Origin of the sequence: Streptomyces sp. NPDC048275, assembly GCF_040652275.1 — a bacterium.
GTDB lineage: Bacteria > Actinomycetota > Actinomycetes > Streptomycetales > Streptomycetaceae > Streptomyces.
Genome location: NZ_JBEZLR010000045.1, coordinates 1 through 20,420, shown reverse-complemented (window position 1 = coordinate 20,420; position 20,420 = coordinate 1). Strand labels below are relative to the sequence as shown.

Here is a 20,420-nt window from a genome sequence, read left to right as displayed (position 1 = left end):
ACCCCCAGAGCAGGGGGTACCCCCATGCCGTACCTACGTCCCCGAGCCCATCATGGAGCTGGGGACAGCCCATTGGAGCCGGAGATGTTCGAGGCGGTCGAGGAACTCATCGGCGAGCACGCCGATCTGGAGAAGAAGCTCGCTGACCCGTCGGTCCACGCCGACCAGGCCAACGCGCGCAAGCTCAACAAGCGCTATGCCGAGCTGACCCCGATCGTCGCGACGTACCGCTCCTGGAAGCAGACCGGCGACGACATCGGCACGGCGAAGGAGTTCGCGGCCGACGACCCGGACTTCGCGGCCGAGGTCAAGGAGCTGGAGAAGCAGCGCGAGGAGCTGACGGAGAAGCTGCGTCTGCTGCTGGTCCCGCGCGACCCCAGCGACGACAAGGACGTCATCCTCGAGATCAAGGCGGGCGCAGGCGGCGACGAGTCGGCCCTCTTCGCCGGCGACCTGCTGCGCATGTATCTGCGCTACGCCGAGCGCGTCGGCTGGAAGACCGAGATCATCGACTCCACCGAATCCGAGCTCGGCGGCTACAAGGACGTCCAGGTCGCCGTGAAGACCAAGGGCGGCCAGGGTGCCACCGAGCCCGGCCAGGGTGTCTGGGCCCGCCTGAAGTACGAGGGCGGTGTGCACCGCGTACAGCGCGTGCCGTCGACCGAGTCGCAGGGCCGCATCCACACCTCCGCCGCCGGTGTGCTGGTCACGCCCGAGGCCGAGGAGGTCGACGTCGAGATCCACGCGAACGATCTGCGGATCGACGTCTACCGCTCGTCGGGTCCCGGCGGCCAGTCCGTCAACACGACCGACTCCGCGGTGCGCATCACGCACATTCCCACCGGAGTCGTCGCTTCCTGCCAGAACGAGAAGAGCCAACTGCAGAACAAGGAGCAGGCGATGCGTATCCTGCGCTCCAGGCTCCTGGCGGCGGCACAGGAGGAAGCGGAGCGGGAGGCCGCGGACGCCCGCCGCAGCCAGGTCCGCACCGTCGACCGCTCCGAGAAGATCCGTACGTACAACTTCCCGGAGAACCGCATCTCGGACCACCGCGTCGGATTCAAGGCGTACAACTTGGACCAGGTGCTCGACGGAGACCTCGACGCCATGATCCAGGCGTGCGTCGACGCGGACTCGGCCGCGAAGCTCGCCGCTGCATAAACGCTCACGACACCAGCTCAGCCCGGAGGACCAGCGTGAACCTGCTGCTCGCGGAAGTGGCCCAGGCCACCCAGCGGCTGGCCGACGCCGGCGTGCCCTCGCCGCGCAACGACGCCGAGGAGCTCGCCGCCTTCGTGCACGGCGTGAAGCGGGGCGAGCTGCACACCGTCAAGGACGCGGACTTCGACGCCCGCTACTGGGAGGTGATCGCGCGCCGCGAGGCCCGCGAGCCGCTCCAGCACATCACCGGACACGCCTACTTCCGCTACCTGGAACTCCAGGTCGGGCCAGGCGTGTTCGTGCCCCGGCCGGAGACCGAGTCAGTGGTCGGCTGGGCCATAGACGCCGTACGCGCGATGGATGTCGTGGAGCCCCTGATCGTCGACCTGTGCACCGGCTCGGGCGCCATCGCGCTCGCCCTCGCACAGGAAGTCCCGCGCTCCCGCGTCCACGCCGTGGAGCTGTCCGAGGACGCCCTGAAGTGGACCCGCAAGAACGTCGAGGGGTCCAGGGTCGCCCTGCGCCAGGGCGACGCCCTGGACGCCTTCCCCGACCTCGACGGCCATGTGGACCTGGTCATCTCCAACCCGCCGTACATCCCGCTCACGGAATGGGAGTACGTCGCACCGGAGGCCCGGGACTACGATCCCGAACTCGCCCTGTTCTCGGGCGAGGACGGACTCGACCTCATCCGCGGCATCGAGCGCACCGCGCACCGGCTGCTGCGCCCCGGCGGCGTCGTCGTCATCGAGCACGCCGACACCCAGGGCGGGCAGGTGCCGTGGATCTTCACCGAGGAGCGGGGCTGGGCCGACGCGGCCGACCACCCGGACCTCAACAAGCGACCGCGGTTCGCGACCGCCCGTAAGGCGATGCCGTGAGCACGCGCAGTTCAGGAACGTCAACTAAGCAGTACGTGTACGAGGAGGCTCGCTAGATGGCACGGCGATACGACACCAACGACGCGACCGACCGCACCACCGGTCTGCGTGAAGCCGCGTCCGCCGTCCGCCGTGGCGAGCTGGTGGTCCTCCCGACGGACACGGTGTACGGCGTGGGCGCGGACGCGTTCTCCTCGGAGGCCGTCGCCGATCTCCTCGAAGCCAAGGGGCGGGGCCGCAACATGCCCACCCCCGTCCTCATCGGCTCCCCGAACACCCTGCACGGCCTTGTCACGGACTTCTCCGAGATGGCCTGGGAACTGGTCGACGCGTTCTGGCCGGGCGCGCTCACCCTCGTCGCCAAGCACCAGCCGTCCCTGCAGTGGGACCTGGGGGACACCCGTGGCACCGTAGCCGTGCGCATGCCGCTGCACCCGGTCGCCATCGAACTGCTCACCGAGGTCGGCCCGTTGGCCGTTTCCTCCGCGAACCTCACGGGCCACCCCGCACCGGAGGACTGTGACGCCGCGCAGGAGATGCTCGGCGACTCGATCTCCGTCTACCTGGACGGCGGCCCGACCCCCGGCAACGTTCCGTCGTCGATCGTCGATGTCACCGGCAAGGTGCCCGTGCTGCTGCGCCAGGGGGCACTGTCGGCGGAGGAACTGCGGAAGGTCGTACCCGACCTCGAGGTGGCGAATTGACAGCCCCTGACGCGGGGCGTGGCATAGGCACGGGGATCACGGGGACCAACGGGTCCCCCAGGGGATCCTTCCGCATCCTCCACGTCAGCACCGGCAACGTGTGCCGCTCGCCGATCACCGAGCGGCTGACCCGCCATGCCCTGGCGGACCGGCTCGGGGACCCCCTGTGGGGCGGCCTGACCGTGGAGAGCGCGGGCACCTGGGGCCACGAGGGCGCCCCCATGGAGGCCAACGCCGAGACGGTCCTCGCGGACTTCGGCGCGGACCCCTCCGGCTTTGTCGGCCGTGAGCTCCTCGACGACCATGTCATCCGCGCCGACCTGGTTCTCACCGCCACCCGCGACCACCGCGCCCAGGTCATCTCCATGGGCCACTCGGCGGGCCTGCGCACCTTCACCCTGAAGGAGTTCACCCGCCTGGTCCGCGCCATAGATCCGGCCACCCTCCCGCCCCTGGACGAGGGCGTGATCGAGCGCGCTCGCGCCCTGGTCCGGGCCGCCGCCGCTCTACGCGGGTGGCTGCTGGCTCCGACGGCGGAGGCGGACGAGGTGTATGACCCGTACGGCGCACCTCTGCCCTTCTTCCGGTCGATCGGTGAGGAGATCAATGAGGCGCTGGACCCCGTGGTCACGGCGCTGACGGGTGTGCGGGCGCGCGCGTAACACCGGGCGACCCACCGGTCCCGGTTCTACATTGGACGTAGCGCGCCCCCGTCGAGGTCGCACCCCCGCCCGAGGTCCGGAGTCCACCATGCCGGTCACACAAATGCTGGAAGCGGATGTCCTGCGGCGTCAGGACCCGGAGCTCGCCGAGATCCTGATCGGGGAGCTGGAGCGGCAGTCGACGACGCTGCAGTTGATCGCGGCCGAGAACTTCACCTCGCCTGCCGTGCTGGCCGCGCTCGGGTCGCCGCTGGCGAACAAGTACGCCGAGGGGTATCCCGGCGCACGCCACCACGGCGGCTGCGAGATCGTCGACGTCGCGGAGCGGATCGCCGTGGACCGGGCCAGGAGCCTCTTCGGTGCCGACCACGCCAACGTGCAGTCCCACTCCGGATCTTCGGCCGTCCTCGCCGCGTACGCCGCGCTGCTGCGGCCCGGCGACACCGTCCTGGCCATGGGGCTGCCGTTCGGCGGCCACCTCACGCACGGGTCGCCCGCGAACTTCTCCGGCCGCTGGTTCGACTTCGTCGGATACGGGGTGGAGGCCGAGAGCGGGCTCATCGACTACGCGCAGGTGCACACGCTGGCTCGTACGCACCGTCCGAAAGCCATCGTCTGCGGTTCCATCGCCTATCCCCGGCACATCGACTACGCCGTCTTCCGGGAGATCGCCGACGCGGTCGGCGCCTATCTGATCGCCGACGCCGCCCATCCCATCGGGCTCGTCGCCGGGGGAGCGGCGCCCAATCCGGTGCCGTACGCCGACGTGGTCTGCGCCACCACGCACAAGGTGCTGCGCGGCCCCCGCGGCGGCATGATCCTCTGCGGCGGTGAACTGGCCGAGCGCGTCGACCGGGCGGTCTTCCCGTTCACCCAGGGCGGTGCCCAGATGCACACGATCGCCGCCAAGGCCGTCGCGTTCGGCGAGGCGGCGACCCCGGCCTTCACGGCGTACGCCCATCAGGTGGTCGCCAACGCGCACGTGCTGGCCGAGGCGCTGATCGCGGAGGGGCTCCACATCACCACCGGTGGGACCGACACCCACCTGCTGGTCGCCGACCCCGCGCCGCTCGGCGTCGACGGACGTGGCGCCCGCGGTCGGCTGGCTGCCGCCGGGATGGTCCTGGACACCTGTGCGCTGCCGCACGGAGACGCCCGTGGCCTGCGGCTCGGCACGGCGGCGCTCACGACTCAGGGCATGGGCGAAGAGGAGATGGCGCAGATCGCGGCGCTGTTCGCCGCGGTGCTGCGGGACGAGACCGACAGCAGGACGGCTCGTGAAGAAGTGCGGGAGCTGGCCGGAAGATTTCCGCCCTATCCGGACTAGCGAGGGGTATGCGCACTCCTGTGCACAGCCACTCGTGCAACCATCGTCGCTACCCGGAAGTCCCCGACCATATGCGCGCATCGCTAGGCTGTGGGGCTGAGATGGCCGGCGAGACCTGTGGGGAAGCCCGTGCGTGAATATCTGCTGACGCTCTGCATCACGGCCGCGGTGACGTATCTGCTGACAGGGCCGGTACGGAAGTTCGCGATCGTGGCCGGAGCCATGCCGCAGATCCGTGCGCGTGACGTGCACCGGGAACCCACGCCGCGGCTCGGCGGTATCGCGATGTTCTTCGGTCTGTGTGCGGGCCTGCTCGTCGCCGACCACCTGACGAACCTCAACAAGGTCTTCTCCAGCTCCAACGAGCCACGCGCGCTGCTCTCCGGCGCGGCACTGATCTGGCTGATCGGCGTCCTGGACGACAAGTTCGAGATCGACGCGCTGATCAAGCTGGGCGGTCAGATGATCGCCGCGGGCGTGATGGTCATGCAGGGTCTGACGATCCTGTGGCTTCCCGTCCCGGGAGCGGGCCTGGTCGCGCTCACCCAGTGGCAGAGCACCCTGCTGACGGTGGCGCTGGTGGTCATCACGATCAACGCGGTGAACTTCGTGGACGGCCTCGACGGCCTCGCCGCCGGCATGGTGTGCATCGCCTCCGCCTCGTTCTTCCTGTACGCCTACCGGATCTGGTACTCGTACGGCATCGAGGCCGCCGCCCCGGCGACGCTCTTCGCGGCGATCCTCATGGGCATGTGTCTGGGCTTCCTGCCGCACAACATGCACCCCGCGCGGATCTTCATGGGCGACTCCGGCTCGATGCTGATCGGGCTGGTGCTGGCCGCCGGCGCGATCTCCATCACCGGCCAGATCGACCCCGACGCGTTGAACCTGTTCTCCGGCTCGGAGCGCAACACCGTGCACCAGACGGTGCCGGTCTACATCCCGCTGCTGCTGCCGCTGACGATCATCGCGGTCCCGGCCGCCGACCTGGTGCTCGCGATCGTGCGGCGCACCTGGCGCGGACAGTCGCCCTTCGCCGCCGACCGCGGACATCTGCACCACCGTCTGCTGGAGGTCGGCCACTCGCACAGCCGGGCCGTCCTGATCATGTACTTCTGGTCGGGACTGATCGCCTTCGGCGCCCTGGCCTTTTCGGTGAACTCGGCGTCCATGTGGATCGTGCTCGGCATCGCGGCGCTCAGCGCGGTGGGTCTCGTACTGCTCCTGCTGCCGCGCTTCACACCGCGCGCCCCGCGCTGGGCCGAGAACCTCGTGCCGCCGCGCTACCGCCGCCGGCGCCGGGCCGCCGTGGCGGAGGAGGCGGCTGTCGCGTACGGGGCGGAGGCGCCGGGGGAGCCGGGGGAGGAGGACCGCGAGCACCGTGCCCCGGTCGCTGCGGGAGTCTCGGGTGTCTCGGGTGTCTCAGGAGTCAACGGAGCGACCGCGATCGGCCCCCGTTCGCGCTTCCTGGATCGGCGCAAAGCCGGGTCTTCGCGCTGACGCACAGCAGGCAACGTAAGAATTCGGTAAGAGAGATCATCGCCGAACCGTCCCAATACCAGACAAGTCGCCCCTCGAAGTGCACAGACGCGCAGCGTCACTCTCATGTGTGACAGCGAGCACACCTTCTAGGTAAAGACCGCATCAAATAGTTTGTGATACCGTTCACGAGAACCCGGGCTAGAGCCGAAGGACCGTCAAGAGACGGCCCCTTGGCGTGAGGTTCTCTCTCAGCCCAGGGCTACGCTCGTCCATGACGACACCCTGCCCCCCTTAGCAAGCGGAGTTGCCGCCATGCCGTCCAATGACGTCCGGATCCTCCTTCAAGCAGCTGTGCCCACAGCCGCCGTCGGCGCGATTGCCGCCGTCGTCTGCGGTGTGGTCGCCGGTGGCAAGGGAGTGGTGGGGGCGATCGTCGCGACGCTGGTCGTGATCCTCTTCATGGGCATCGGGCTCTACGTTCTGCAGCGCACTGCCAAATCGCTTCCGCACTTGTTCCAGGCGATGGGTCTGATGCTGTACACGGCGCAGATTCTTCTGCTGTTCATCTTCGTCGCCGCGTTCAAGAACACGACGCTGTTCAACCCCAAGGCCTTCGCGATCACTCTGGTCGCCGCCACGCTCGCGTGGATCGGCGCACAGGCGCGTGCCCAGATGAAGGCCAAGATCCTCTACGTCGAACCCGAGTCTTCGAAGGGCGACAAGCCCGAAAAGACTGGGCACTCGTCGTGAGGGGTAGGGCCGGGATAAGTGGGCCGGAGAGAGCCTGCTATCGTCCGGTGCCAACTGCGGCATCGCGGGCGCGGGCATCTGAGCTGACGCCTGCTCAAACGCGAGGCTTGATGCCCCACAGCCGCCCCCACATCCGTAACACCAGTCCAGTGCCGAACCGCGGCTGCGCGCCGCGCCGACACAACGAGGTTGCCGTACCTATGCGCCACGCTGAAGGAGCCCGCGGTGAGTGCTGACCCGACGCAGGTGCTCGCCTTCGAGACCGACTGCCACATCTTCGACGGCTGTGGATTCCCGGCTCCCGGCCTGCACTCGTTCCTGTTCGAGCCCCTCGTGGGCGACGCGGACAGCAGCGTCTACTTCAACAAGACGATGCTCCTGGCGCTGCTCGGCTCGGTCATTGTCGTCGGCTTCTTCTGGGCCGCCTTCCGTAAGCCGAAGGTCGTCCCGGGCAAGCTGCAGATGGTCGCCGAGGCGGGCTACGACTTCATCCGCCGCGGTGTCGTCTACGAGACGATCGGCAAGAAGGAAGGCGAGAAGTACGTACCGCTGGTCGTCTCGCTGTTCTTCTTCATCTGGATGATGAACCTCTGGTCGATCATTCCGGTCGCCCAGTTCCCGGTCACGTCGATCATCGCGTACCCCGCGGTCCTCGCGCTGATCGTCTACATCCTCTGGGTCTCGCTGACCTTCAAGCGGCACGGATTCGTCGGTGCGTTCAAGAACTTCACCGGCTACGACAAGTCGCTGGGCCCGGTTCTCCCGCTGGCCATGTTCATCGAGTTCCTCTCGAACCTGCTGGTCAGGCCGTTCACCCACGCCGTACGACTCTTCGCGAACATGTTCGCGGGCCACACGCTGCTGCTGCTCTTCACGATCGCCAGCTGGTACCTGCTGAACGGCATCGGCATCGCCTACGCCGGCGTCTCTTTCATCATGGTCCTCGTGATGACGGCCTTCGAGCTCTTCATCCAGGCCCTGCAGGCGTACGTCTTCGTGCTCTTGACCTGCACGTTCATCCAGGGCGCGCTCGCCGAGCACCACTGAGCCACCCCCCTGTAAAACCCCCTAAGCGTCCGGTGGCCAACCCCCGCCGGTCCGTACAGAGAAGGAAGAATCAGCATGGCTGCCACTGAGACCCTCGCCGCCGTCTCCGGCTCCCTCGGCTCCATCGGCTACGGCCTCGCTGCCATCGGCCCTGGCGTCGGCGTCGGCATCATCTTCGGTAACGGCACCCAGGCGCTGGCCCGTCAGCCCGAAGCTGCCGGCCTGATCCGCGCCAACCAGATTCTCGGCTTCGCGTTCTGTGAGGCGCTCGCCCTCATCGGCCTGGTCATGCCGTTCGTCTATGGCGTGTGATCGTCGGATCCACGACAGCCCACTAGACGAAAGGCACTGATATGAGCCAGCTGCTCACTGTCGCGGCTGAGGAGATGGAAAATCCCCTCGTCCCGCCGATCCCCGAGCTTGTCATTGGCCTGATCGCCTTCGTCATCGTCTTCGGCTTCCTCGCCAAGAAGCTCCTCCCGACCATCAACAAGGTTCTGGAAGAGCGCCGCGAGGCCATCGAGGGCGGTATCGAGAAGGCCGAGGCCGCTCAGACCGAAGCCCACAGCGTGCTGGAGCAGTACAAGGCCCAGCTCGCCGAGGCCCGGCACGAGGCCGCGCGGCTGCGCCAGGAGGCGCAGGAGCAGGGCGCCACGCTCATCGCCGAGATGCGCGCGGAAGGCCAGCGGCAGCGTGAGGAAATCATCGCCGCCGGTCACACGCAGATCGAGGCCGACCGCAAGGCCGCCGCACAGGCGCTGCGCGGCGACGTGGGCAAGCTCGCCACCGACCTGGCCGGCAAGCTCGTCGGCGAGTCCCTGGACGACCACGCCCGGCAGAGCCGCGTCATCGACCGCTTCCTCGACGAGCTCGAGGAGAAGGCCGAGGCGGCTCGATGACAGCACACGGAGCGAGCCGCGAGGCAACCGCAGCCGCACGTGAGCGTCTCGACGCGCTGACGGACAGCACGCCGGTGGACGCGGCGCAGCTCGCCGACGAGCTGGCCGCGGTCACCGCGCTGCTGGACCGCGAGGTGTCGCTGCGTCGGGTCCTCACCGACCCGGCGCAGCCCGGCCAGGCCAAGGCCGAGCTGGCCCAGCGCCTGCTCGGTGGTCAGGTCGGCGGCCCCGCCGCGGACCTGGTGGCCGGAATGGTGCGCTCGCGCTGGACGCAGTCGCGCCACCTGGTGGACGCCCTCGAGGAGCTGGCGAACGCAGCCGACCTCACGGCGGTCCAGCAGGCGAACGCGCTCGACGACGTCGAGGACGAGCTGTTCCGGTTCGGCCGGATCGTCTCTTCGAACACCGGGCTGCGAGCCGCGCTGACCGACCGCACCGCCTCGAAGGCGGCCAAGAGTGAGCTGCTGCGCAGCCTGCTCGGCGGGCGGGCCAATGCGACGACCGAGCGTCTGGTGACGCGCCTTGTGACCGCGCCGCGGGGACGTAGCCTGGAGGCGGGACTCGAGTCCCTGTCCAAGCTCGCCGCCGATCGCCGCGACCGCATGGTCGCCGTCGTCACCTCGGCGGTCCCGTTGAGCGACGGACAGAAGCAGCGCCTCGGCGCCGCTCTGGCGAAGCTCTACGGCCGCCGGATGCACCTCAACCTCGCCGTGGACCCCGAGGTCGTCGGCGGGATCCGGGTGCAGGTCGGTGACGAGGTCATCAACGGCTCCATCGCGGACCGACTTGAGGACGCCGCTCGCCGCATGGCGAGCTAGCAACTCCATAAGCACAGCAGTACGCAATTACGGCCCTCGTTGGGCCGTGCAGAGGATTCACCTCTCTTAGGGGGGAGTCCCCATCCCCCCAAGTGAAACTTCGGGCCCAACAAGGAGAGCAGGGAACCCAGATGGCGGAGCTCACGATCCGGCCGGAGGAGATCCGGGACGCGCTGGAGAACTTTGTCCAGTCGTACAAGCCGGACGCGGCCTCGCGCGAGGAGGTCGGTACGGTCACCCTTGCCGGCGACGGCATCGCGAAGGTCGAGGGCCTCCCCTCGGCCATGGCCAACGAACTGCTGAAGTTCGAGGACGGCACCCTCGGCCTCGCGCTCAACCTGGAAGAGCGCGAGATCGGCGCCATCGTCCTTGGTGAGTTCAGCGGCATCGAGGAGGGCCAGCCGGTGCAGCGCACCGGTGAGGTGCTTTCCGTGGCTGTCGGCGAGGGCTACCTCGGCCGCGTTGTCGACCCGCTCGGCAACCCGATCGACGGCCTCGGCGAGATCGAGACGTCCGGTCGCCGCGCCCTCGAGCTGCAGGCCCCGGGCGTCATGGCCCGTAAGTCGGTGCACGAGCCGATGGAGACCGGCTACAAGGCCGTCGACGCGATGACCCCGGTCGGCCGTGGCCAGCGCCAGCTGATCATCGGTGACCGCCAGACCGGCAAGACCGCGCTCTGCGTCGACACGATCATCAACCAGCGCGACAACTGGCGCACCGGCGACCCGAAGAAGCAGGTCCGCTGCGTCTACGTCGCCATCGGTCAGAAGGGCTCCACCATCGCCTCCGTGCGTGGTGCGCTCGAAGAGGCCGGTGCGCTGGAGTACACGACCATCGTCGCCGCCCCGGCGTCCGACCCGGCCGGCTTCAAGTACCTTGCGCCGTACACCGGTTCGGCCATCGGTCAGCAGTGGATGTACGAGGGCAAGCACGTCCTCATCATCTTCGACGACCTCTCGAAGCAGGCCGACGCCTACCGCGCCGTGTCCCTGCTGCTGCGCCGCCCGCCGGGCCGCGAGGCCTACCCGGGTGACGTCTTCTACCTGCACTCCCGTCTGCTGGAGCGCTGCGCGAAGCTCTCCGACGAGATGGGCGCGGGCTCGATGACCGGTCTGCCGATCGTCGAGACGAAGGCCAACGACGTCTCGGCGTTCATCCCGACCAACGTCATCTCCATCACCGACGGCCAGTGCTTCCTGGAGTCCGACCTGTTCAACGCCGGCCAGCGTCCGGCCCTGAACGTCGGTATCTCGGTCTCCCGCGTCGGTGGCTCCGCCCAGCACAAGGCGATGAAGCAGGTCTCCGGCCGACTTCGCCTCGACCTCGCCCAGTACCGCGAGCTGGAGGCGTTCGCCGCCTTCGGTTCCGACCTGGACGCCGCGTCGAAGTCGCAGCTGGAGCGCGGTCAGCGTCTGGTCGAGCTGCTCAAGCAGCCGCAGTACCAGCCGATGGCCACCGAGGACCAGGTCGTCTCCGTCTGGGCGGCCACCACCGGCAAGATGGACGAGGTCCCGGTCGCCGACATCCGCCGCTTCGAGACGGAGCTGCTTGAGTTCCTGCACCGCAAGGAGCAGGGCCTCATGACCTCCATCAAGGAGGGCGGCAAGATGTCGGACGACACCCTCACCGCCATCGCGGACGGCATCGCGGACTTCAAGAAGCAGTTCGAGACCTCGGACGGCAAGCTCCTCGGCGAGGACGCTCCGGCCGCGGCCAAGTGACGTAAGGAAGGGACCTGACTCATGGGAGCCCAGCTCCGGGTCTACAAGCGTCGCATCCGATCCGTCACCGCGACCAAGAAGATCACCAAGGCGATGGAGATGATCGCCGCCTCGCGCGTCGTCAAGGCGCATCGCAAGGTGAGGGCCTCCACGCCGTACGCGACCGAGCTCACCCGCGCGGTCACGGCGGTCGGTACCGGTTCGAACACCAAGCACCCGCTGACCACGGAGGCGGAGACGGCGACCCGTGCCGCGGTGCTGCTCCTCACGAGCGACCGCGGACTGGCCGGCGCGTTCAACTCCAATGCCATCAAGGCCGCCGAGCAGCTGACGGCGCGCCTTGAGGCCGAGGGCAAGGAGGTCGACACGTACATCGTCGGCCGCCGCGGTCTCGCCCACTACAACTTCCGCGAGCGCAAGGTCGTGGAGTCGTGGTCGGGCTTCACCGACGAGCCCAGCTACGCGGACGCGAAGAAGGTCGCGGGTCCGCTGATCGAGGCCATCGAGAAGGAGACGGTGGACGGCGGAGTGGATGAAATCCACATCGTCTACACCGAGTTCGTCTCGATGATGACGCAGACGGCGCTTGACGGCCGCCTGCTGCCGCTGCGCCTCGAAGAGGTCGCGGAGGAGGCGCCCAGCAAGGGCGAGATTCTTCCGCTGTTCGAGTTCGAGCCGTCGGCGGAGGACGTCCTTGACGCCCTGCTGCCGCGGTACGTCGAGAGCCGTATCTACAACGCGCTGCTCCAGTCGGCTGCTTCCAAGCACGCCGCCACGCGCCGCGCGATGAAGTCGGCGACCGACAACGCGGGAGACCTGATCACCTCGCTCTCCCGCCTTGCCAACGCGGCCCGCCAGGCCGAAATCACCCAGGAAATCAGCGAGATCGTCGGTGGCTCCGCAGCCCTTGCCGACGCGACCGCGGGGAGTGACAAGTAATGACGACGACTTCTGAGACGGCCGTTGCCACGGGCCGCGTCGCCCGGGTCATCGGCCCGGTCGTCGACGTGGAGTTCCCCGTCGACGCGATGCCGGACATCTACAACGCCCTTCACGTCGAGGTGGCCGACCCGGCCAACGCCGGCGAGAAGAAGACGCTGACCCTGGAGGTCGCCCAGCACCTGGGTGACGGCCTGGTCCGCACGATCTCCATGCAGCCCACCGACGGTCTGGTCCGCCAGGCCCCGGTCACCGACACCGGCGACGGCATCACCGTCCCGGTCGGCGACTTCACCAAGGGCAAGGTGTTCAACACCCTCGGTGAGGTGCTGAACACGGACGAGAAGTACGACGGCGAGCGCTGGTCCATCCACCGCAAGGCCCCGCGCTTCGACGAGCTCGAGTCGAAGACCGAGATGTTCGAGACCGGCGTCAAGGTCATCGACCTTCTCACCCCGTACGTCAAGGGTGGAAAGATCGGTCTGTTCGGTGGTGCCGGTGTCGGCAAGACGGTGCTCATCCAGGAGATGATCTACCGCGTCGCCAACAACCACGACGGTGTCTCCGTGTTCGCCGGTGTCGGCGAGCGCACCCGTGAGGGCAACGACCTCATCGAGGAGATGTCGGACTCCGGCGTCATCGACAAGACGGCGCTTGTCTTCGGCCAGATGGACGAGCCCCCGGGCACCCGTCTGCGCGTGGCCCTCGCGGGTCTGACCATGGCGGAGTACTTCCGCGATGTGCAGAAGCAGGACGTGCTGTTCTTCATCGACAACATCTTCCGCTTCACGCAGGCCGGTTCCGAGGTCTCGACCCTGCTCGGCCGCATGCCCTCCGCGGTGGGTTACCAGCCGAACCTGGCCGACGAGATGGGTCTCCTCCAGGAGCGCATCACCTCGACCCGTGGTCACTCGATCACCTCGATGCAGGCGATCTACGTCCCCGCGGACGACCTGACCGACCCGGCCCCGGCCACCACGTTCGCCCACCTCGACGCGACGACGGTTCTGTCCCGTCCGATCTCCGAGAAGGGCATCTACCCGGCCGTGGACCCGCTGGACTCCACGTCCCGCATCCTGGACCCCCGCTACATCGCGGCGGACCACTATGCGACCGCGATGCGCGTCAAGTCGGTCCTGCAGAAGTACAAGGACCTTCAGGACATCATCGCGATCCTCGGTATCGACGAGCTGGGCGAGGAGGACAAGCTCACCGTCCACCGTGCCCGTCGTGTGGAGCGCTTCCTGTCCCAGAACACCCACGTCGCCAAGCAGTTCACCGGCGTCGACGGGTCGGACGTCCCGCTGGACGAGTCGATCGCGGCCTTCAACGCGATCATCGACGGCGAGTACGACCACTTCCCGGAGCAGGCGTTCTTCCTGTGCGGTGGCATTGAGGACCTCAAGGCCAACGCCAAGGAGCTCGGCGTCTCCTGAACCTGGTGTTCCTGAGGAACTCGTGTCCTGAGGAACTCGTGTTCGTGAGGAGGGGGGCGGGGCCGCACCTCGCGGGGTGCGTCCCGTCCCCCTCCGTACGCCCATTAGACTTTGACCCAACACCCGGCGGCAACGGCCGGGTGGTGACCCGAGGAGCCCACCTTGGCTGCTGAGCTGCATGTCGAGCTCGTCGCCGCGGACCGCAGTGTCTGGTCCGGCGAGGCCACCCTGGTCGTCGCGCGTACCACGTCCGGCGACATTGGCGTCATGCCCGGTCACCAGCCGCTGCTCGGTGTGCTGGAGTCGGGCCCGGTGACCATCCGTACGAGTGATGGTGAAACGGTCGTGGCCGCGGTGCACGGCGGTTTCATCTCGTTCGCCGACGACAAGCTGTCGCTGCTGGCCGAGATCGCCGAGCTGTCGGACGAGATCGATGTCCAGCGTGCGGAGCGGGAGCTCGAGCGTGCGAAGGCGGAGGGCGACGAGATCGCCGAGCGCCGCGCGGACGTCCGACTCCGTGCGGTGTCGGCGCGCTGACCCAGCGCGCCGTGTGATGCTTTGCCTCAGCCGCGGCGGGGACCGGATGACTCCGGACCCCGCCGCGGCTGAGGCGAATGCGGAGGTTTTTTCTTTTCCGTTACCTAGGAGACGAGGAGGTCGGTGTCGATGGTCCTCGCTCTGACTGTGTGCGGATTGGTAGTGGCCCTCGTGGTGGTGGGGCTGTTCGTCTTCGGCCTGCGCCGCCGACTGATCCAGCGCTCCGGCGGCACCTTCGACTGCAGCCTGCGCTGGGACGTCCCTGAGAAGAGCGACACCAACGGCAAAGGCTGGGGTTACGGCGTCGCCCGCTACAACGGCGACCGCATCGAGTGGTACCGCGTCTTCTCCTACGCCCCCCGCCCGCGCCGCGTCCTGGAACGCTCGGCGATCGAGGTGGCCGGCCGCCGCACCCCGGAGGGTGAGGAGGAGCTGGCCCTGCTCTCCGACGCGATCATCCTGGCCTGTGTGCACCGGGGTACCCGGCTCGAACTGGCGATGAGCGAGGACGCGCTGACCGGTTTCCTTGCCTGGCTGGAGGCGGCGCCTCCGGGGCAGCGGGTGAACGTCGCCTGATGGCTGTTGTGGTCTGACCGGCCGCATCAGCCGGTGCCGCGAACGGCACCGGCTGAACGGGATCCAAATTCTTCACCAGGGGTGCCCATCGCGGTATGCCGGTGTGATCACCTGAGCTTCTGCAGAAACCGCAGGTGGACCGACTGCCGCATCCCCCGGCGAGAATGGGCGGCCCACCGGTTAGATCCATTCCAGTAATCCATTTCCCGGGCAGCAGCCGCAAGACAATTGGCATATGTCACCCGAATGGCTCAGGTTCATAATCGCATGTCGGCCACGGATATCAGGGCCAAGCGCCGGGCATTGCACGGGGCTTGGCCCTGATCGTCGTGTCCCGACAAGGGTTTGGCCAGGGAACGGGAGTTCGATAGAAGGAGGGGTGAGAAGGGGGAAAGGGGCAAGAGAGTACTCCGTTCGAGTGATAAGGGCGACTGTGTCTTGTCACTCAATTGGACGCATGGCTCACTGAGAGTGTGAACCGGCGGGCTGCCCATCCCCGAGCCGGGGGAACGTTCGGACAGGCAGCGCTCGCCGGTTTTTCCTTGCCCGGGAGAGAACGCGGAAGCTGCGGTGCACCGGCCATCGCGCGGGGTCAGTGCCGGTTCGTTCCCCTGGGGCGCGGCAGCACCCGCTGAGCGGTGCTCGCCGTCTCGGAACCGGGTGGGAAGAGACCGACGTGCCTTCGGCGGCGGTCCCACCTCTGCGACGCGGCAGCCAGTGGCTGGCCCAACCTTGTCGGTTCCTCGCAATGTCCCCAGCAACGAGCGAGGAGTGTCCTCATGCCCATCTCTCCGAATCAGGGTTCCACCGGTGGCGGAACCCTGGTGACCATCACAGGCACGAATCTGTCCAACACCAGCTCGGTGAAGTTCGGCAGCAAGTCCGCCACGAGCGTCACCAACGTCTCCCCGACGCAGGTCACCGCGGTCTCGCCGTCGGGAACCGGCACGGTCGGGGTCACCGTGACCACCCCGGGCGGCACCAGCAGCCCCGTGTCGTTCTTCTACGTCGGCGCCCCGTTCAAGGCGGCCCTGAGCGCCACCTCCGGGCCGCTGGCCGGCACCAACACGATCACCATCAGCGGGACGGGTCTGTCGACGGCCACCAGTGTGACCTTCGGCGCGAACTCCGCCACGCCGACCGTGATCAGTGACAGCTCGATCAGCGTCGTCGTGCCCGCGGGCGCGGCGGCCGGTGCGGTGTCAGTGAGCGTGACCACCGCGGGCGGCACCAACAACGGGTTCAGCTACACCTACATCGACCTCCCCGCGATCACCACCATCAGCCCGGACACGGGTCCGACCTCGGGCGGGACGGCGATCACCATCACCGGCACCAACCTGGGCAGCACGGAATCGGTCACCGTCGGCGGCGCCACGGCGCCGTTCTCGCCGATCAACGCCACCACGCTGTCCGTGGTCACCCCGCCCGGCACCGCGGGAGCGGCCGACGTGGTCGTGACCAACCCGGCCGGATCGGACACCGAAATCGGCGGCTTCGACTACGTCGCCGGGCCCGGTATCTGACCGGTCCGATCGCCTCCGCCACAGGGAGGCGCAAACCCCCGTCCGGGCGGCAGTCCCCCCTCCGCCCGGGCGGGCTCGACTCCGAAGCCCTGCCATTTAGTGGCCGCACGCGTCATCGATCCCTCAGTCCTGTGTGAAGGAGTACAGCCATGGCCGCCCCTGTGGTCTCTTCGGTCAGCCCCAACCAGGGGCCGCCCTCGGGTGGTACGACCGTCGTCGTGACGGGAACCGATTTCACGGCAGTGGCAACCGTCCGGTTCGGATTCACCCCCGCCTCGTCATTCACCGTCAACAGCAGCACGCAGATCACGGCTGTGACCCCGTCCGGCAGCGGAACCGTGAACGTCAACGTCATCACAAGCCAGGGCACCAGCACCCAGTCCGTGCCCTTCACCTATGCCACGGCTCCCACCCTCTCGGGCCTGTCGCCGAATCAGGGTCCGGTCTCCGGCGGGACGACGGTGACGCTGACGGGCACGGGCTTCACCAATGTGACGGCGGTGCGGTTCGGCGGGGTGGCGGCCACCTCGTTCACCGTCAACAGCGGCACCCAGATCACCGCGGTCAGCCCGGCCCGCGCCGCAGGCCCGGCCGACGTCACCGTGACCGCTTCGAGCGGCACCAGCAACGCCCTCACGTTCACCTATGTCGCTGCTCCCTCCGTCACCGGTCTGTCGCCGAATCAGGGTCCGGTCTCCGGCGGGACGACGGTGACGCTGACGGGCACGGGCTTCACCAATGTGACGGCGGTGCGGTTCGGCGGGGTGGCGGCCACCTCGTTCACCGTCAACAGCGGCACCCAGATCACCGCGGTGACCCCTGCCCACGCGGCAGGCGCCGCGGCCGTCACGGTGACCACTCCCTCCGGCACCAGCGACTCCGACGACCCCAACGCGTTCTTCTTCTACGCCGCGTTGCCCACGCTGACCGCCCTCGATCCTGGCTCCGGACCCACGGCGGGCGGCACCACGGTCAGGATCACCGGCAGCAACCTCCTCGGTGCGACCGCGGTGCGGTTCGACGGCGTGGCGGCGGACTCGTTCACCGTCGACTCCGCCACGCAGATCACCGCGGTGACCCGGAGCCACGCCCCTGGTGCCATCGAGGTCACGGTGACCACCCCCGGCGGCACCAGCAACTCCCTCGGCTATGTCTTCCTCGACGTGCCCGTACTGGCCTCCCTGGTACCGGCCCAGGGGCCGACGCACGCCGGTACGGTGGTCACGCTGACCGGCAGCAATGTCGCGGCCGTCACCCGCGTCCAGTTCGGCGCCGTCACCGCGTCGTTCACGGTGGTCTCCCCGACGCAGGTCACCGCCGTCGCGCCGGCAGGGCCCGCCGGGCCGGTCTCCGTCACGGTGACCACGCCCGCCGCCACCAGCAACGGCCTGACGTACACACGGCTCGCTTCGCCCGCCATCTGACCGCATCCCGCGCCCTGAGCGCGGGTGAAGCCGGAGAGGCAGGGGGACCTGCCTCTCCGGCTTCAGATTTCGGAATGCGGTTGCCCGGGCGTCAGTTCAGCCCGTTGTTGATGGCGTTCACCAGCTCGCCGTTGCTGGTGTCTCCGCTGAACTCCCAGAAGAACGCGCCACCCAGGCCCTGATTCCTGGCCCAGGTCATCTTCCCGGCGATCGTCGACGGGGTGTCGTACGACCACCAGTTGCTGCCGCAGTGCGCGTACGCGGTGCCCGCGACGGTGCCGGTGGCCGGGCAGGAGTTCTTCAGGACCTTGTAGTCCTCGATGCCCGCCTCATAGGTGCCGGGTGCCGCACCGGTCGCCGTGCCACCGGGGGTGGACTGGGTGACGCCGGTCCAGCCGCGGCCGTAGAAGCCGATGCCGAGCAGGAGTTTGGCGGACGGGACGCCCTTGGCCTTGAGCTTGGCGATCGCGTCGGCGGAGTTGAAGCCCGCGGCCGGGATGCCGGGATACGAGGTGAGCGGCGAGTGCGGGGCGGTCGGGCCGTCCGCGTCGAAGGCGCCGAAGTAGTCGTACGTCATCACGTTGTACCAGTCGAGGTACGAGGACGCGCCGCCGTAGTCGGCCGCGTCGATCTTGCCCCCGGAGGAGCCGTCGGCGGTGATGGCCGCGGTGACCAGGTAGTTCGAACCGAACTCGGTGCGCAGCGCCGACATCAGGTTCTTGAAGGCCGCCGGGCCCGAGGTGTCGCAGGTCAGACCGCAGGCGTTCGGGTACTCCCAGTCGATGTCGATGCCGTCGAAGACGTCGGCCCAGCGCGGGTCCTCCACGACGGCCTTGCAGGACTTGGCGAACGCCGCCGCGTTGGCCGCGGCCTGGCCGAAGCCGCCGGAGTAGGTCCAGCCGCCGAAGGAGTACAGCACCTTGATGTGCGGGTACTTGGCCTTCAGCTGGCGCAGCTGGTTGAAGTTGCCGCGCAGCGGCTGGTCCCAGGTGTCGGCGGCGCCGCTGACGGACTGGTCGGCGGTGTAGGCCTTGTCGTAGGCGGCGTAGGTGTCGTCGACGGTGCACTGGCCGTTCTTGACGTTGCCGAACGCGTAGTTGATGTGCGTGATCTTGGACGCGGAGCCCGAGGTCACCAGGTTCTTCACGTGGTAGTTGCGGCCGTAGACGCCCCACTCGGTGAAGTAGCCGAGCTTGACGGCGGAGCCGGTGGGCGGGGGATTGGTGCCGCCGGTGGTGTGCACCGCGACCGCGCCGCTCACCGGACCGGTCTGATCGGCACTGTCACGGGCCTGGACGGTGTACGAGTAGTCGGTGCCGGCGGTGAGACCGGTGTTCGTGTACGAGGTCGTCGTCACGGTGGCGACCTTGGCTCCGTCGCGCAGCACGTCGTAGTTCTTGACGCCCTTGTCGTCGGTGGCCGCGCTCCAGTCGAGCTTCACCGAGGTGTCGGTGATCGAGGAGGCGGTGGGGGTGCCGGGTGCGGAGGGCGGATTGTCGCCGGGGACGGTGGGCCCGCCGTCACAACTCCCGCCATTGAGCAAGCAGTTGGAGGGTGCGCCGGAACCGGAGCCGTTGAAGCCGAAGGAGACGGAGGCGCCGGCGGCGAGGGTGCCGTTGTAGGACTTGTTCTTGGCGGTCCAGTGGGTGCCGGAGGACGTGACGTCCGCGTCCCAGGCCGAGGTGACGGACGTACCGGAGGGGAAGTCCCACTCGATCGTCCAGGAACTGATGCTGGTGGTCCCGGTGTTCTTGACCGTCCACTTGCCTTCGAAGCCCGTACCCCAGTCCTGGGTCTTGGCGAACGTGGCGGTGGCGGAGGCGGCCGCCTGGGCGGGGCTCGCGAGGCCGACCAATCCGGCGAGCGGGAGCAGCAGGGACGCGAACCCTGCCGCGACTCGGTGTCTGAAGCGCATGCTGCGCCTCCTCTTCTGTTTTGCGCCTCCGGGGCGCAGCAGTCTGTGTCGTGGGCATGGCATGACATAGCGCAGTGCGGGGAGCATAGAAAGGTCTGGACCAGAGGTCAATAGGTCTGGACCACTGCGCCGCGGTCTGCTCAGACACCCAACTCCTGTGTCAGCACTGCCGCGCCCGGTCTGATGAAGAAGTGGTGAGCCGGGTGCTGCGCGGTGCCGGGGCGATGATCAGCGCGACGATCACAGTTCGGCCCTTTGCCGTCGTTGCCGCGCCGAGGGTGTACGGCCACAAGGTCCGGGTCAAGCTGAGGCTGCCCGAGGGCTTCGGCGAACGGCGGCCGAAAGTGAGCGTCTCTAGAACTCTGTGTGTGCCTGTGGTTTCCAGGCTTTACGGGCGCGACGTGGCCGTGTGCGGTTGCCGTCCGGTGGTCCGATCCTCGGGGTGAGGGGGTGGACTTCGGTGGCGTGCAGGTGGTGGAAGCCGGTCCGCTCGGCGGCGCGGGTGCGCCGCCGACAGGTTCTGCGTGAGAGCCGCACCCGGCCGGACCGGAGAAGGTCTTCTCCGGTCCGGCCGGGGGGGGGGGAGACAAAAGCCGGGCACGGCCGGAAAGAGGG

19 protein-coding genes are annotated in these 20,420 nt (G+C 68.2%); 18 read left to right on the top strand and 1 reads right to left on the bottom strand.

Translation table 11 applies throughout. The features are described from left to right. Positions 1 to 84: 84 nt before the first annotated feature. From prfA to AB0D57_RS25165, 18 genes are all read left to right on the top strand, one after another. Positions 85 to 1,161, top strand: coding sequence for a peptide chain release factor 1 (gene prfA / locus AB0D57_RS25250; RefSeq protein WP_054233261.1), 1,077 nt, complete (start codon positions 85 to 87; stop codon positions 1,159 to 1,161). Positions 1,162 to 1,196: 35 nt separating this feature from the next. Continuing rightward, a complete protein-coding gene (gene prmC, locus AB0D57_RS25245) occupies positions 1,197 to 2,042 on the top strand; it encodes a peptide chain release factor N(5)-glutamine methyltransferase (protein ID WP_362077137.1) in 846 nt (281 codons plus the stop codon). A 56-nt stretch (positions 2,043 to 2,098) separates the two neighbouring features. Then, positions 2,099 to 2,746 carry an L-threonylcarbamoyladenylate synthase gene (locus tag AB0D57_RS25240; RefSeq protein ID WP_362077134.1) on the top strand — a complete coding sequence of 216 codons (648 nt, stop codon included), beginning with the start codon at positions 2,099 to 2,101 and terminating at the stop codon, positions 2,744 to 2,746. Continuing rightward, complete coding sequence (locus tag AB0D57_RS25235) at positions 2,743 to 3,408, top strand: protein-tyrosine-phosphatase (protein ID WP_362077131.1); 666 nt, start codon at positions 2,743 to 2,745, stop codon at positions 3,406 to 3,408. Before AB0D57_RS25240 ends, AB0D57_RS25235 begins: the two co-directional genes overlap by 4 nt. 88 nt (positions 3,409 to 3,496) lie before the next feature. Then, the gene (gene glyA / locus AB0D57_RS25230) at positions 3,497 to 4,735 is read left to right on the top strand and encodes a serine hydroxymethyltransferase (RefSeq protein WP_362077128.1); all 1,239 of its coding nucleotides are present in this window, start codon (positions 3,497 to 3,499) and stop codon (positions 4,733 to 4,735) included. Between the two features lie 129 nt (positions 4,736 to 4,864). Continuing rightward, positions 4,865 to 6,235: an MraY family glycosyltransferase gene (locus AB0D57_RS25225; RefSeq protein ID WP_362077125.1), complete on the top strand. Its 1,371-nt coding sequence runs from the start codon at positions 4,865 to 4,867 to the stop codon at positions 6,233 to 6,235. 294 nt (positions 6,236 to 6,529) lie between these two features. Beyond that, positions 6,530 to 6,967 (top strand): hypothetical protein, encoded by a 438-nt coding sequence (locus tag AB0D57_RS25220; RefSeq protein ID WP_362077122.1) that lies wholly within the window; start codon positions 6,530 to 6,532, stop codon positions 6,965 to 6,967. Between the two features lie 210 nt (positions 6,968 to 7,177). Further along, positions 7,178 to 8,014, top strand: coding sequence for a F0F1 ATP synthase subunit A (atpB, locus tag AB0D57_RS25215; RefSeq protein ID WP_362077231.1), 837 nt, complete (start codon positions 7,178 to 7,180; stop codon positions 8,012 to 8,014). Between the two features lie 75 nt (positions 8,015 to 8,089). Beyond that, complete coding sequence (locus AB0D57_RS25210) at positions 8,090 to 8,326, top strand: F0F1 ATP synthase subunit C (protein WP_067273352.1); 237 nt, start codon at positions 8,090 to 8,092, stop codon at positions 8,324 to 8,326. 41 nt (positions 8,327 to 8,367) lie between these two features. Continuing rightward, positions 8,368 to 8,913: a F0F1 ATP synthase subunit B gene (locus tag AB0D57_RS25205; protein ID WP_362077118.1), complete on the top strand. Its 546-nt coding sequence runs from the start codon at positions 8,368 to 8,370 to the stop codon at positions 8,911 to 8,913. Further along, positions 8,910 to 9,731: a F0F1 ATP synthase subunit delta gene (locus tag AB0D57_RS25200; RefSeq protein WP_362077115.1), complete on the top strand. Its 822-nt coding sequence runs from the start codon at positions 8,910 to 8,912 to the stop codon at positions 9,729 to 9,731. The genes AB0D57_RS25205 and AB0D57_RS25200 overlap by 4 nt, the downstream gene beginning before the upstream one ends. 131 nt (positions 9,732 to 9,862) lie before the next feature. Then, on the top strand, positions 9,863 to 11,452 hold the full coding sequence (atpA, locus tag AB0D57_RS25195; protein WP_362077112.1) for a F0F1 ATP synthase subunit alpha: 1,590 nt from the start codon (positions 9,863 to 9,865) through the stop codon (positions 11,450 to 11,452). Between the two features lie 21 nt (positions 11,453 to 11,473). Next, on the top strand, positions 11,474 to 12,391 hold the full coding sequence (locus AB0D57_RS25190; RefSeq protein WP_362077109.1) for a F0F1 ATP synthase subunit gamma: 918 nt from the start codon (positions 11,474 to 11,476) through the stop codon (positions 12,389 to 12,391). Beyond that, positions 12,391 to 13,827, top strand: coding sequence for a F0F1 ATP synthase subunit beta (gene atpD, locus AB0D57_RS25185; protein WP_362077106.1), 1,437 nt, complete (start codon positions 12,391 to 12,393; stop codon positions 13,825 to 13,827). Before AB0D57_RS25190 ends, atpD begins: the two co-directional genes overlap by 1 nt. A 162-nt stretch (positions 13,828 to 13,989) precedes the next feature. Then, entirely contained in the window at positions 13,990 to 14,364 is a 375-nt protein-coding gene (locus tag AB0D57_RS25180; RefSeq protein WP_362077103.1) for a F0F1 ATP synthase subunit epsilon, read from the top strand. 129 nt (positions 14,365 to 14,493) lie between these two features. Beyond that, positions 14,494 to 14,940 carry a DUF2550 domain-containing protein gene (locus AB0D57_RS25175; protein ID WP_362077100.1) on the top strand — a complete coding sequence of 149 codons (447 nt, stop codon included), beginning with the start codon at positions 14,494 to 14,496 and terminating at the stop codon, positions 14,938 to 14,940. Between the two features lie 779 nt (positions 14,941 to 15,719). Continuing rightward, a complete protein-coding gene (locus AB0D57_RS25170) occupies positions 15,720 to 16,466 on the top strand; it encodes an IPT/TIG domain-containing protein (protein ID WP_362077097.1) in 747 nt (248 codons plus the stop codon). Between the two features lie 149 nt (positions 16,467 to 16,615). Further along, the gene (locus AB0D57_RS25165) at positions 16,616 to 17,890 is read left to right on the top strand and encodes an IPT/TIG domain-containing protein (RefSeq protein WP_362077094.1); all 1,275 of its coding nucleotides are present in this window, start codon (positions 16,616 to 16,618) and stop codon (positions 17,888 to 17,890) included. A 91-nt stretch (positions 17,891 to 17,981) separates the two neighbouring features. On the opposite strand, the gene AB0D57_RS25160 is transcribed toward AB0D57_RS25165, so the two are convergent. Then, positions 17,982 to 19,805, bottom strand: a complete 1,824-nt coding sequence (locus AB0D57_RS25160) for a glycoside hydrolase family 18 chitinase (RefSeq protein ID WP_362077091.1) — start codon at positions 19,803 to 19,805, stop codon at positions 17,982 to 17,984. Positions 19,806 to 20,420: the final 615 nt, after the last annotated feature.

Coding starts and splice junctions, on each gene's coding strand:
- prfA (WP_054233261.1), top strand. CDS start 85: ATGTTCGAGGCGGTCGAGGAACTCATCGGCGAGCACGCCGATCTGGAG.
- AB0D57_RS25240 (WP_362077134.1), top strand. CDS start 2,099: ATGGCACGGCGATACGACACCAACGACGCGACCGACCGCACCACCGGT.
- glyA (WP_362077128.1), top strand. CDS start 3,497: ATGCCGGTCACACAAATGCTGGAAGCGGATGTCCTGCGGCGTCAGGAC.
- AB0D57_RS25220 (WP_362077122.1), top strand. CDS start 6,530: ATGCCGTCCAATGACGTCCGGATCCTCCTTCAAGCAGCTGTGCCCACA.
- AB0D57_RS25210 (WP_067273352.1), top strand. CDS start 8,090: ATGGCTGCCACTGAGACCCTCGCCGCCGTCTCCGGCTCCCTCGGCTCC.
- AB0D57_RS25205 (WP_362077118.1), top strand. CDS start 8,368: ATGAGCCAGCTGCTCACTGTCGCGGCTGAGGAGATGGAAAATCCCCTC.
- AB0D57_RS25200 (WP_362077115.1), top strand. CDS start 8,910: ATGACAGCACACGGAGCGAGCCGCGAGGCAACCGCAGCCGCACGTGAG.
- atpA (WP_362077112.1), top strand. CDS start 9,863: ATGGCGGAGCTCACGATCCGGCCGGAGGAGATCCGGGACGCGCTGGAG.
- AB0D57_RS25190 (WP_362077109.1), top strand. CDS start 11,474: ATGGGAGCCCAGCTCCGGGTCTACAAGCGTCGCATCCGATCCGTCACC.
- atpD (WP_362077106.1), top strand. CDS start 12,391: ATGACGACGACTTCTGAGACGGCCGTTGCCACGGGCCGCGTCGCCCGG.
- AB0D57_RS25175 (WP_362077100.1), top strand. CDS start 14,494: ATGGTCCTCGCTCTGACTGTGTGCGGATTGGTAGTGGCCCTCGTGGTG.
- AB0D57_RS25170 (WP_362077097.1), top strand. CDS start 15,720: ATGCCCATCTCTCCGAATCAGGGTTCCACCGGTGGCGGAACCCTGGTG.
- AB0D57_RS25165 (WP_362077094.1), top strand. CDS start 16,616: ATGGCCGCCCCTGTGGTCTCTTCGGTCAGCCCCAACCAGGGGCCGCCC.
- AB0D57_RS25160 (WP_362077091.1), bottom strand. CDS start 19,805: ATGCGCTTCAGACACCGAGTCGCGGCAGGGTTCGCGTCCCTGCTGCTC.